Below are 11,149 nucleotides of genomic sequence, written 5' to 3' on the forward strand. Positions count from 1 at the left end.
CACTTCTCGGTATGTTCGTGGATATGACGGCTGATATTGCGCATACGCTTCATCCCCATCGCCAGCTGCTGGTGGCCTTCAGCGGCGGTCTGGACTCAACGGTTCTTCTGCATCAGCTGGTGCTGCTGCGGGAACAGGATCCCTCGCTGACGCTGCGGGCGGTGCATGTTCACCACGGCCTTAGCGCCCACGCAGACGACTGGGTGGCGCATTGTCGGCAGATTTGCCAGCAGTGGCAGGTGCCGCTGGTGGTGCATCACGTGACGTTAGCCCGGGGAGGGCTGGGCGTCGAGGCCCACGCTCGTGCGGCGCGCTATCAGGCCTTTCAGGATACGCTCAATGCCGGCGAGGTGTTAGTGACCGCCCAGCACCAGGACGATCAGTGCGAAACCCTGCTGCTGGCGTTAAAACGCGGCAGCGGTCCTACCGGCCTGTCGGCGATGGCGCCATCCTCTGCCTTTGCCGGCAGTCGACTGCTGCGTCCTCTCCTCAATGAAACCCGCGAATCACTACGCCAGTGGGCGCTCGCCCATCAGCTGTCGTGGATCGAAGATGAGAGTAATCAGGATGATACCTATGACCGCAATTTCCTGCGCCTGCGGGTGATCCCGGTGCTGCGCGAGCGTTGGCCGCACTTTAGCGAGGCCGTCGCCCGCAGCGCCAGCCTGTGCGCCGAGCAGGAACAACTGCTGGACGAGATGTTGGCGGCGGAGCTGGCGTCGCTGGTGGCCGAAGATGGCTCGCTGGCTATCGCGCCGCTGGCGACGATGAGTCCGCCGCGCCGAGCGGCGCTGCTGCGTCGCTGGCTCGCCGGGCAGCAGGCGCCGATGCCCGCCCGCGAGGTGCCTGAGCGCCTCTGGCACGAGGTGGCGCTGGCGCGGGAAGATGCCAGCCCCTGTCTGCGGCTGGGGGAATTTACCGTCCGCCGTTTTCAACAGCGTTTGTACTGGGTGAAGTATCTTCCCGGTCAGACGGACAGCGTTCAGCGCTGGCCCGACTGGCGCCAGCCGCTGCGGCTGGCGGACGGTCTCGGCGAGCTGACGCTGCGGCCCGGCGGCAGGCTGCGCCCGCCGTCGGCGGATGAGCCGGTCACCGTCCGCTTTCGCGCCAGCGGCCACCTGCATATTGTCGGGCGCCATGGCGGACGCAAGCTTAAGAAGCTCTGGCAGGAGCTGGGCGTTGCTCCGTGGCGACGAGACACCACGCCGCTGCTGTTTTACGGCGAAACGCCGATTGCCGCAGCGGACGATCTGTTTGTGACCACAGAAGGTGAAGTGAAGGACGGGGAAGGGGTCAGGCTGATGTGGAGGAAAACGGGCGATTAAGCCCGTTTTTGATTCAGGATTCGCTCACCACCACGGTGCCGATTTCCGGGTGACTGAAGCTGGCGATTTTATCCAGGCGCAGCTCGCGGACGTTGCCGGCGAGTTCGACCACCAGATACTCGATATTTTTTCGCGAGATAAGATCGCTGGCCTTTGCCTGCAGCTGTTCGCCATCCTTCAGCGCCAGCGTCAGCACCAGGTGATGCTGGCAGGCCAGCTCCAGGTTGTCGTAATCATCGCAGTTAATGGGTTGATAAGTATCATTCATTGACATAATCGCTCACCAGTAAGTTTGCTGCCGCATAAGCGGCCTTTTCCCTGACTGACTCCGAAAGGGCCTCATCCGCCGCAATCTCATTCAATACTTTCAACACGCAACCCAGCGCATCCGGGATATACCCTAAGTCTCCGCTGGCTATTTCCGCATACCGCTTGCGTATTAACTCACAATAGTGGTCCACATGCCCTCCTGTCAGCGTTCTGACTCAACCGTGGGATGCAAGTTTAAGCCTACGAAGATAAACTCTGTTTAGCAAGGGAACTATATCATAGTCATTTAAGCAATTTCAGCAGGATGAAACAGGTTGCTGCGATTGACGACAGCCTTTTGCCGCCAGTTTCGCTACAATGTACGCCATTCTTTTCAGGAGTTTATTCATGGCGCTGAAAGCGACTATATATAAAGCTGCGGTAAATGTAGCCGATCTGGATCGCAACCAGTTTCTGGATGCTAACCTGACGCTGGCTCAGCATCCGTCAGAAACCCAGGAGCGCATGATGCTGCGCCTGCTGGCATGGATCAAATATGCCGATGAACGGCTACAGTTTACCCGCGGTCTGTCGTCGGATGACGAGCCGGAGCTGTGGCTGCTTAACGATCATCTCGGGGTCGATCTGTGGATCGAACTGGGTCTGCCGGATGAGCGGCGGATTAAGAAAGCCTGCTCACGGGCGCAGGCGGTGGCGCTGTTTGCTTATAATAGCCGGGCAGCTGAAATCTGGTGGCAGCAGAATCAGAGCAAGCTTGCGGCGTACCCGAAGCTGACCATCTGGTATCTTGATGATGCGCAACTGGCACTGCTTAGCGCCTTTGCCGACCGTACCATGACGCTGCAGGCCACTCTGCAGGAGGGCAGTATCTGGTTATCCGACGCTCGGAATAATCTGGAAATTCAGCTTACCGCCTGGCAAGCGTCGGCATGATTACTATTAGCCGCAGCGTAGCCCTCGCCGACGACGAGATCGTCTTGTCAGGCATTCGCGCCCAGGGAGCAGGGGGGCAGCATGTGAACAAAGCGTCGACGGCGATCCATCTGCGCTTTGATATTAAAGCTTCAAGCCTGCCGGAGTTTTACAAAGAGCGCCTGCTCGCCGCCAGCCACCACTTAATTTCTGCTGACGGTGTGGTTATCATTAAGGCTCAGGAATACCGCAGCCAGGAGATGAACCGTGAAGCGGCGATCGCCCGGCTGGTGGCCCTTATTAAAGAATTAACCGCAGTGCAAAAAAGTCGCCGGGAGACGCGACCGACTCGGGCATCGAAAGAGCGACGCCTTGCTTCCAAGGCACAGAAGTCCTCAGTCAAGGCGCTGCGTGGGAAAGTTCGCCAGTGAAAGCGTCGGCGAACGGGTGAAATGGATGATAAGGAAAGCAAAGTGAAGAAAATCGTATTCTCCGTGATAGCGGCCTGTTCGCTGTTCGCGCTGTTTGGTTGTAACCATCGCGCCGAGACTGACACGGTCCAGCCAGCGGCGATGGAAGAGCTCAAGCCGATGCAGCAAAGCTGGCGAGGCGTGCTGCCTTGCGCGGATTGCGAAGGTATCGACACCTCGCTGTTCCTGGAAAAAGACGGGACCTGGGTGATGAATGAGCACTACCAGGGCGCCCGTCGTGAGCCGTCATCCTTTGCCTCGTACGGCACCTGGGCACGTACCGCGGATAAGCTGGTGCTGACCAACAGCAAGGGCGAGAAATCTTACTTTCGCGCGAAAGGCGACAAGCTGGAGATGCTCGACCGCAACGGAAGCCCCATTCAGTCTCCTCTCAACTATACCCTGGAGCCAGTGAAGGCCAGCCTGCCGACGACGCCGATGGCGATGCGCGGCATGTATTTCTATATGGCCGATGCGGCAACCTTTACCGATTGTGCGACCGGTAAACGCGTCGCGGTGGCGAACAATGCCCAGCTTGAACGGGATTATGCCGCCGCGCGCGGGACCGATACTCGCCCGGTACTGCTGGTGGTAGAAGGGCACTTTACTCTCGAAGCGAACCCGGATACCGGCGAGATGATGAAAACGCTGATGACGGATCAAGCCGGCAAATTTATTCCCGGTAAAGACTGCAGCCATTGATTGTCAGGCCCCTGTCCGGGTAACGGGCAGGGGATGATCCCGCGCAGTACCACCTACTTCCTCCTGTTATTAGCCCTGTCAAATCAAGAGTGAGCGTGGATCTGGCTGGCGGAAAAGCGTCAATCGTTTCTTTACTCCGCACCGTCCTTCGGTTTGTTCAGCCCCACCAGCTTACCGGCCTGAAGATAAACTCCCAGTTTCAAATGCCCGACATACTGGAGCTGCGTTTCGGGTTTAAACGTGGCGACGTCTCCTTCCCGCATGTGCAGCAGATCGGAAGGACTGATCCACGCCGCCTGCGCGAGCGTCAGCGGATGCCCGGCTCGGACAAAGGCCTCGCTGACAAACTCCGAGCAAAACCACGCTTTCTTGTCGCCGCTTGCCGCATCGCCCAGCTGCGCTTTGGCCAGGCCACTGACGCACTGCTGGCGAAAGTCTCGTGAGAAGGGGTTGAGCGAGCAGAGCGGTTTGGTGACCATATAAGGGATAAACTGAATAATGCCGCGATAGTTATACCCGCTGTCTTTGACCTGCCAGGCAAAACTTTTCATCGCCGTTGCCTGGTCCGGCGTCAGGTCAGGCACCCTGAGAGCAAAGAGTTTATCGCTGTGCGCCAGCGCCTGCTGAAGGGTAATCACTTGTACGCCGGCACCGGTGGCTTCCGCAACCTGACCTTCGCCAACATACAGCGCGACGTGGCTTACGGAAGAGGCGCTGAAGGCGCGGATCCCAAGCGATGTGACGCCCAGGCTGGAGGAGAACAGCAGGTCGCCGGAGCGCAGGTCGCTTTCGGCGATTTCGCGCAGTCCGCTGCCGGCAATCGAGCTTTGACGCTGGAGGGTAACAGCCCAGGATGATGAATGGTCATCGGCAGCAGATGTGGAAGGCGAGCTGCGGCCGACGTCCAGGGTACAGGCGGTAAGCAGGAGCAGGGCAAAAGTAAGCAGTCCGCTGCGGAGGAGATGTGCAGTCATTGGCTGTCCTTGTAAAAAAAAGGCCCTGACATCCGTTCAGGGCCCTGAGGTGGGTGTTAGCCTTTTATCGCTTTAACCAGATATTCCACAATATCCCCGGTCTTAATCAGCTGCTTCTCACCGTTGCGACGATACTTGTATTCGATATCATCGTTGTCGAGGTTACGATCGCCCAGCACGATGGTGTGCGGGATACCGATCAGCTCCATATCGGCGAACATCACGCCCGGACGCTCTTTACGATCGTCCATCAGCACTTCAATACCCTGGGCGCTCAGCTCGGCGTACAGTTTCTCCGCCAGCTCCTGCACACGGTAAGACTTGTGCATGTTCATCGGCAGGATCGCCACCTGGAAAGGCGCAATCGCATCCGGCCAGACGATACCGCGATCGTCAAAGTTCTGCTCAATCGCCGCCGCTACCACGCGAGTCACCCCGATACCATAGCAGCCCATGGTCAGGATCTGGTTACGGCCATCTTCGCCCTGGACCGCGGCTTTCATCGCCTCGGAGTACTTCGTCCCCAGCTGGAAGATATGACCCACTTCGATACCGCGCTTAATAAGCAGGGTACCTTTACCGTCCGGGCTCGGGTCGCCGGCGACGACGTTACGGATGTCGGCCACTTCCGGCGTCGCGACATCGCGGTCCCAGTTGATGCCGAAGTAGTGTTTGCCATCGATGTTGGCGCCAGCGGCGAAATCGCTCATCACCGCTACAGTACGGTCGATAATCACCGGAACCGGCATGTTAACCGGGCCCAGGGAGCCCGGACCGGCGTTCACCAGGGCGCGGATCTCTTCTTCGGTGGCGAAGGTCAGCGGGCTGGCGACCTGCGGCAGTTTTTCCGCTTTCACTTCGTTCAGCTCGTGATCGCCGCGCACCAGCAGGGCAACCAGCGGGGAAGCACTATCTTCAACCGCTTTCACCAGCAGAGTTTTCACGGTTTTTTCGATCGGCAGGTTGAACTGCTCCACCAGCTCGGCGATGGTTTTGGCGTTCGGCGTATCGACCAGGGTCATCTCCTGGGTGGCGGCTGCGCGCGGCTCTTTCGGCGCAACGGCTTCCGCAAACTCGATGTTTGCCGCGTAGTCGGAGCTGTCGGAGAAGATCACATCGTCTTCGCCGCTCTGCGCCAGCACCTGGAATTCATGAGAGGCGCTGCCGCCGATAGAACCGGTGTCAGCCTGTACCGCGCGGAAATCCAGCCCCATACGGCTGAAGATTTTGCTGTAAGCGGCATACATCGCGTCGTAGGTTTCCTGCAGCGATTCCTGCGAAGTATGGAAAGAGTAGGCATCTTTCATCAGGAATTCACGGGAGCGCATCACCCCGAAACGCGGGCGTACTTCGTCGCGGAATTTGGTCTGGATCTGATAGAAGTTCAGCGGCAGCTGTTTATAGGAGTTCAGCTCGTTGCGGATCAGATCGGTAATGACCTCTTCGTGGGTTGGGCCGAGGACGAACGGACGATCGCCGCGATCGGCAATGCGCAACAGTTCCGGGCCGTACTGCTCCCAGCGCCCGCTCTCCTGCCACAGTTCAGATGGCTGAACGACCGGCATTAACACCTCGATCGCACCGGCGTTGTTCATTTCTTCACGCACGATGTTTTCGACTTTTTTCAGGACGCGCACGCCGGTCGGCAGCCAGGTGTATAACCCGGAGGCCAGCTTGCGGATCATCCCGGCGCGCAGCATCAGCTGATGGCTGATTACCTCGGCGTCGGCAGGTGTCTCCTTCAGAGTGGAGAGCAGATATTGGCTAGTACGCATGTTGTAACGGTTCCAGTTAAACGAGCGGAACAGGCTGGTTGCCCAGCCTGAAACAAAAAAAGTGGTTTAGTTTACCAGTGTGGCAAAGATGCCAAAAGAGAGGAAAATAAAATTAGCGCGCTTCGAGGGCAAAGACTTCAAAACCGGAGGCAGTCACCCGCCAGCGGACGTTGAAATCCAGCAGCCAGACGGCATATGTTTTTCCCGCTTGTTCCTCTTTTCGGTAGGCCGGACGCGGATCCTGCGCCAGCACCTCGCGGATAAACGCTTTGATATGTGGGTAACGTTTTTCCAGCGTGAGTAACTGTGCGTCTATTTCCGGCGTAAAGCTGACGTTCATACCCGCCAGCGGCGCCTGCTGTGCATAGCTGGCGCTGGCGTCCGGCAGGGCTTCGGCGAAAGGAAGATACGGTTTGATATCAACCACCGGCGTCCCGTCGACGAGATCGAGGCTGCCGAGTTCCAGTATTACCTGATCTTTCTGACAGCGAATGCCCTTGAGCTCAACGAGCGACATGCCGATGGGATTAGGGCGAAACGTTGAACGGGTGGCGAAGACGCCCATCCGCGCATTGCCGCCCAGTCGGGGAGGTCGCACCGTCGGACGCCAACCGCCTTCCATTGTCTGATGAAACACAAACAGGATCCACAGATGGCTGAAACTCTGCAGGCCACGCACGGCGTCGGCCTGGTTATAGGGCGCGACCAGATGGAGTTCTCCGCCGCCGTGTTTCACCAGGCCTGGCTGGCGAGGAACGGCAAACTTCTCTTTATACGGCGAACGGATGACGCCTATTTGCGCGAACTGAAATGCGCTCATTGCGCCGAGACGTTAAGCGCTGAACCCAGGCAAACGGCCTGACGGTAGCAGCCTGGCGTACCGCTGGTCACTTCGCAGCGGTGAAGCAGGACGGCATTGGCTTTCATACGCGCGGCATTAATTTGCAGGCGCTTGCGCGCGGTGGGGATATTCGGCGGAGAATCCTGATTCGAAGCCTGGCAGGACTCGCCAGATACTTCACCTAGATCGCGGAACGGTTTACCAACCAGCTCTGACGCATCGGTGTAAATACGTACTGGGGCCGGGCGGGTGGCGCGCGGTTTGCTCGGCTCAGATTTAACTGGCGGGGTTGCAGTGCTTTGAGCAGGCTCAACGGGAGATCTGCTTAGCATGGAACAACCGCTTAACATGAGTGCTAACAAACAGATCGGTAAAGCACGCATAGTATTTCCTCAATGAATAAAAAACAGGGCGTTATTGAATCAGGTGCTTGCATAAATGACAAGACGGGCGTGAAGCCCGTCCTGAATGATATTACGGTGAGAAAAGATTACCAGCCTTTCACGGCACCGCCGTTAAAGATCTTGTTCGCTGCTTCGTAAACTTCATCGCTCTGGTAAGCCTGAACGAATTTTTTCACATTCTCAGCATCTTTATTGTCTTCACGCGCCACAATCAGGTTCACGTAAGGAGACTCTTTACCTTCAACAAAGATGCCGTCTTTCGCCGGGGTCAGGCCAATCTGGCTGGCGTAAGTGGTGTTGATAACGGCCAGCGCAATCTGCGCATCGTCCAGGGAACGCGGCAGCTGCGGCGCCTCCAGTTCAACAATCTTCAGGTTTTTCGGGTTCTCGACGATGTCCAGCGAGGTCGGCAGCAGGCCCACGCCGTCTTTCAGTTTAATCAGACCGACCTGCTGCAGCAGCAGCAGGGAACGACCGAGGTTAGTCGGATCGTTAGGGACGGCGATCTGCGAGCCCGGCTGCAGTTCGTCCAGCGATTTGATTTTCTTCGAATAACCCGCGATCGGGTAGACGAATGTGTTACCGACGGCCACCAGCTTATAGCCGCGGTCTTTAATCTGCTGATCGAGATACGGTTTATGCTGGAAGGCGTTCACGTCGATATCGCCTTTGCTCAGCGCTTCGTTCGGCAGAACGTAATCGTTGAAGGTCACCAGTTCTACGTCAAGGCCATACTTCTCTTTTGCTACTTTCTGCGCAACTTCAGCGACCTGCTGTTCCGCCCCGACGATAACGCCGACTTTAATATGATTCGGATCTTTTTCATCCTGACCGCAACCCACCAGCGCCAGAGAACCGATTAACGCGCCAACTGCCGCAAAAGTTTTGAAATTAAAGGCCATGTTATTTCCTTCCTGTAAGAATGAGTGTTGTCTGCCAATAACGTTATTTGTGAGTCACAGCCCGGACGATGCGATCGCCAGAGAATTGAATTAAATAAACCAGAACAACCAGCAATACCAGTACGGTATTCATCACGGTGGCGTTATATCCAATATAGCCATACTGATAACCAATCTGACCCAGGCCACCGGCGCCCACCGCGCCGCCCATTGCGGAATAACCCACCAGCGTGATGAGCGTGATGGTGGCGGCGTTGACCAGACCCGGCAATGCTTCAGGTAGCAGGACTTTGCGCACGATCTGCAGCGGCGTGGCACCCATCGCGCGGGAGGCTTCAATAAGGCCGGTGGGGATTTCCAGCAGGGCGTTCTCCACCATGCGGGCGATAAACGGCGCGGCGCCAACTGTTAATGGCACAATCGCTGCCTGCAGGCCGATAGAGGTACCGACGATCACGCGGGTAAACGGAATCATCCAGACCAGCAGGATAATGAACGGGATGGAGCGGAAAATATTCACCAGCGCCGACAGCGTACGGTACAGTTTGGCATTGGCGACGATTTGCCCCGGACGGGTAACGTACAGCAGCACGCCCACTGGCAGGCCGAGGACAAAACCGAAGAAGCCAGAGACAAAAGTCATTGCCAGCGTTTCCCATACGCCGCGCAACAGCAGCCACATCATTGCCTCAGACATAACCCAATACCTCTACTTTTACATGATGTTCCTGCAGCCAGGCGATGGCCGCCTGAGTGTCTTCCTGTGTACCGTGCATTTCGGTGAGCATGATGCCGAACTTCACCCCGCCGGCATAATCCATCTGCGCGCTGATAATGTTGTTATTCACGTTGAAGCGACGCGCGGTTTCAGAGAGCAGCGGCGCATCGACGGAGTGGCCGGTAAATTCCATGCGCAGCATCGGTACGCTATCCGCTGTGGCGGTAGGTTTCAGGCGCGCCTGATAGTCATCCGGAATATCGAGGTGCAGAGTGGACTGAATAAACTGCTGAGCCAGCGGCGTCTTCGGATGGGAGAAGACTTCGCTCACGGTGTCCTGCTCGATCAGTTGACCATTACTAATGACCGCCACGCAGTCGCAGATACGTTTAACCACGTCCATTTCATGGGTGATCAACAGGATGGTCAGCCCCAGGCGACGGTTAATGTCTTTCAGCAGTTCGAGAATGGAACGGGTAGTGGCCGGATCCAGGGCGCTGGTGGCTTCATCGCACAGCAATACTTTAGGATTGCTGGCCAGCGCGCGGGCAATCGCCACGCGCTGTTTCTGGCCGCCGGAGAGGTTGGCCGGGTAGCTGTCGTGCTTATCACCCAGACCGACAAGATCCAGCAGCTCCGTGACACGGCGTTTGATTTCAGCCTGCGGCGTGTTATCCAGCTCCAGGGGTAATGCCACGTTGCCGAAAACGGTCCGCGAGGCCAACAGGTTAAAATGCTGGAAAATCATGCCAATTTGACGGCGAGCGCGGGTTAGCTCTTTCTCCGACAGGGCAGTCAGTTCCTGACCGTCAACCTGTACGCTGCCCTCGGTCGGGCGCTCCAGCAGGTTCACGCAGCGAATCAGCGTACTTTTACCGGCGCCGGAGGCACCGATGACGCCGTAAATCTGTCCGGCAGGGACATGCAGGCTGACGTTATTCAGCGCCTGAATGCTGCGATTCCCCTGCTGGAATACTTTGGTGATATTGGAAAGTTTAATCATCAGTTATTTATTATCGTTTAGCCGTTTGCCGTGGCATTTTCTTCTGCCGTATCCAGGCGATGCCTGGCAATGAAATGGATGTTAAGGCATCCAGACGTCTAAATCAATCTGACTCTTTATAATGAGCACTTTCTTGCATGCGGAAACATGCGATACTAGCGGCACTAGTCTTTTTCAGGAGCAAACCGGTGGCAAAGTCAGTACCCGCAATTTTTCTCGACCGTGACGGCACTATTAATGTCGATCATGGCTACGTCCACGAAATCGACAATTTTGAATTTATCGATGGCGTCATTGACGCGATGCGCGAACTAAAAGAGATGGGCTACGCGCTGGTGCTGGTCACTAACCAGTCCGGTATTGCCCGCGGTAAATTTACCGAAGCCCAGTTTGAAACGCTGACCGAATGGATGGACTGGTCTCTGGCAGACCGCGGCGTCGACCTCGACGGTATCTACTATTGCCCGCATCACCCGCAGGGTGCGGTTGAGGAGTACCGTCAGACCTGTGATTGTCGTAAACCGCATCCGGGGATGCTGATTTCCGCCCGCGATTATCTGCATATCGATATGGCTGCTTCTTATATGGTAGGGGACAAACTGGAAGATATGCAGGCGGCAGCGGCTGCGGATGTCGGGACTAAAGTACTGGTGCGCACCGGTAAACCCCTGACTGAAGAAGCGGAAAAAGCGGCGGATTGGGTGCTAAATAGCCTGGCAGAGCTGCCGGCGGCGATTAAAAAGCAGCAAAAATAAGCGTTGCGTTTAAAAGATGAGCGGTTGAAATAAAATTGTATTTTTCCGCTTGTCATTCCCGGAGAGCTCCCTATAATGCGCCTCCATCGACACGGCGG

Annotated in this window: 14 protein-coding genes; 5 read left to right on the forward strand and 9 right to left on the reverse strand. The window is 56.8% G+C overall.

The features are described 5' to 3' along the window. The first annotated feature begins 11 nt into the window (after nt 1-11). Nucleotides 12-1,325, forward strand: a complete 1,314-nt coding sequence (gene tilS / locus HMPREF3140_RS10530; RefSeq protein WP_032410851.1) for a tRNA lysidine(34) synthetase TilS — start codon at nt 12-14, stop codon at nt 1,323-1,325. Nucleotides 1,326-1,338: 13 nt separating this feature from the next. Here the strand turns inward: tilS and rof are convergent, their stop codons facing one another. Both rof and HMPREF3140_RS10540 read right to left on the reverse strand, forming a co-directional pair. Further along, on the reverse strand, nt 1,339-1,599 hold the full coding sequence (rof, locus tag HMPREF3140_RS10535) for a Rho-binding antiterminator (protein ID WP_002889424.1): 261 nt from the start codon (nt 1,597-1,599) through the stop codon (nt 1,339-1,341). Further along, entirely contained in the window at nt 1,586-1,786 is a 201-nt protein-coding gene (locus HMPREF3140_RS10540; protein ID WP_002889429.1) for a YaeP family protein, read from the reverse strand. Before HMPREF3140_RS10540 ends, rof begins: the two co-directional genes overlap by 14 nt. A gap of 196 nt (nt 1,787-1,982) precedes the next feature. Here HMPREF3140_RS10540 and HMPREF3140_RS10545 point away from each other — a divergent pair, with 196 nt between their 5' ends. From HMPREF3140_RS10545 to nlpE, 3 genes are read left to right on the forward strand one after another with little or no spacing between them, the layout of a single operon-like run. Then, nucleotides 1,983-2,528, forward strand: coding sequence for a YaeQ family protein (locus HMPREF3140_RS10545; RefSeq protein WP_002889431.1), 546 nt, complete (start codon nt 1,983-1,985; stop codon nt 2,526-2,528). Further along, nucleotides 2,525-2,938, forward strand: coding sequence for an alternative ribosome rescue aminoacyl-tRNA hydrolase ArfB (gene arfB / locus HMPREF3140_RS10550; RefSeq protein ID WP_002889433.1), 414 nt, complete (start codon nt 2,525-2,527; stop codon nt 2,936-2,938). Before HMPREF3140_RS10545 ends, arfB begins: the two co-directional genes overlap by 4 nt. A 42-nt stretch (nt 2,939-2,980) precedes the next feature. After that, nucleotides 2,981-3,679, forward strand: coding sequence for an envelope stress response activation lipoprotein NlpE (nlpE, locus tag HMPREF3140_RS10555; RefSeq protein ID WP_002889435.1), 699 nt, complete (start codon nt 2,981-2,983; stop codon nt 3,677-3,679). A 131-nt stretch (nt 3,680-3,810) separates the two neighbouring features. Here nlpE and HMPREF3140_RS10560 read toward each other — a convergent pair whose 3' ends face one another. From HMPREF3140_RS10560 to metN, 7 genes are all read right to left on the reverse strand, one after another. Beyond that, on the reverse strand, nt 3,811-4,653 hold the full coding sequence (locus HMPREF3140_RS10560) for a YaeF family permuted papain-like enzyme (protein WP_004212714.1): 843 nt from the start codon (nt 4,651-4,653) through the stop codon (nt 3,811-3,813). A 56-nt stretch (nt 4,654-4,709) separates the two neighbouring features. Continuing rightward, nucleotides 4,710-6,428 (reverse strand): proline--tRNA ligase, encoded by a 1,719-nt coding sequence (proS, locus tag HMPREF3140_RS10565; RefSeq protein ID WP_004151928.1) that lies wholly within the window; start codon nt 6,426-6,428, stop codon nt 4,710-4,712. A 112-nt stretch (nt 6,429-6,540) separates the two neighbouring features. Further along, nucleotides 6,541-7,248, reverse strand: a complete 708-nt coding sequence (gene tsaA, locus HMPREF3140_RS10570; protein ID WP_004222760.1) for a tRNA (N6-threonylcarbamoyladenosine(37)-N6)-methyltransferase TrmO — start codon at nt 7,246-7,248, stop codon at nt 6,541-6,543. Then, nucleotides 7,245-7,652, reverse strand: a complete 408-nt coding sequence (gene rcsF, locus HMPREF3140_RS10575) for an Rcs stress response system protein RcsF (protein ID WP_002889443.1) — start codon at nt 7,650-7,652, stop codon at nt 7,245-7,247. Before rcsF ends, tsaA begins: the two co-directional genes overlap by 4 nt. A 107-nt stretch (nt 7,653-7,759) precedes the next feature. Next, nucleotides 7,760-8,575 (reverse strand): methionine ABC transporter substrate-binding lipoprotein MetQ, encoded by an 816-nt coding sequence (gene metQ / locus HMPREF3140_RS10580; protein ID WP_002889445.1) that lies wholly within the window; start codon nt 8,573-8,575, stop codon nt 7,760-7,762. Between the two features lie 43 nt (nt 8,576-8,618). Continuing rightward, nucleotides 8,619-9,272: a methionine ABC transporter permease MetI gene (locus tag HMPREF3140_RS10585; RefSeq protein ID WP_002889448.1), complete on the reverse strand. Its 654-nt coding sequence runs from the start codon at nt 9,270-9,272 to the stop codon at nt 8,619-8,621. Then, a complete protein-coding gene (gene metN, locus HMPREF3140_RS10590; protein ID WP_002889450.1) occupies nt 9,265-10,296 on the reverse strand; it encodes a methionine ABC transporter ATP-binding protein MetN in 1,032 nt (343 codons plus the stop codon). The genes HMPREF3140_RS10585 and metN overlap by 8 nt, the downstream gene beginning before the upstream one ends. A gap of 188 nt (nt 10,297-10,484) precedes the next feature. On the opposite strand from metN, the gene gmhB reads away from it, so the two are divergent. Beyond that, on the forward strand, nt 10,485-11,051 hold the full coding sequence (gmhB, locus tag HMPREF3140_RS10595; protein ID WP_002889452.1) for a D-glycero-beta-D-manno-heptose 1,7-bisphosphate 7-phosphatase: 567 nt from the start codon (nt 10,485-10,487) through the stop codon (nt 11,049-11,051). Nucleotides 11,052-11,149 lie beyond the last annotated feature (98 nt).

This window comes from Klebsiella sp. HMSC16A12 (assembly GCF_001808265.1).
Lineage (GTDB): Bacteria > Pseudomonadota > Gammaproteobacteria > Enterobacterales > Enterobacteriaceae > Klebsiella > Klebsiella pneumoniae.

What these genes read in the sequence shown, in the direction of transcription:
- tilS (WP_032410851.1), top strand. Translation starts at nt 12, where the DNA reads ATGTTCGTGGATATGACGGCTGATATTGCGCATACGCTTCATCCCCAT.
- rof (WP_002889424.1), bottom strand. Translation starts at nt 1,599, where the DNA reads ATGTCAATGAATGATACTTATCAACCCATTAACTGCGATGATTACGAC.
- HMPREF3140_RS10545 (WP_002889431.1), top strand. Translation starts at nt 1,983, where the DNA reads ATGGCGCTGAAAGCGACTATATATAAAGCTGCGGTAAATGTAGCCGAT.
- arfB (WP_002889433.1), top strand. Translation starts at nt 2,525, where the DNA reads ATGATTACTATTAGCCGCAGCGTAGCCCTCGCCGACGACGAGATCGTC.
- HMPREF3140_RS10560 (WP_004212714.1), bottom strand. Translation starts at nt 4,653, where the DNA reads ATGACTGCACATCTCCTCCGCAGCGGACTGCTTACTTTTGCCCTGCTC.
- proS (WP_004151928.1), bottom strand. Translation starts at nt 6,428, where the DNA reads ATGCGTACTAGCCAATATCTGCTCTCCACTCTGAAGGAGACACCTGCC.
- tsaA (WP_004222760.1), bottom strand. Translation starts at nt 7,248, where the DNA reads ATGAGCGCATTTCAGTTCGCGCAAATAGGCGTCATCCGTTCGCCGTAT.
- rcsF (WP_002889443.1), bottom strand. Translation starts at nt 7,652, where the DNA reads ATGCGTGCTTTACCGATCTGTTTGTTAGCACTCATGTTAAGCGGTTGT.
- metQ (WP_002889445.1), bottom strand. Translation starts at nt 8,575, where the DNA reads ATGGCCTTTAATTTCAAAACTTTTGCGGCAGTTGGCGCGTTAATCGGT.
- HMPREF3140_RS10585 (WP_002889448.1), bottom strand. Translation starts at nt 9,272, where the DNA reads ATGTCTGAGGCAATGATGTGGCTGCTGTTGCGCGGCGTATGGGAAACG.
- metN (WP_002889450.1), bottom strand. Translation starts at nt 10,296, where the DNA reads ATGATTAAACTTTCCAATATCACCAAAGTATTCCAGCAGGGGAATCGC.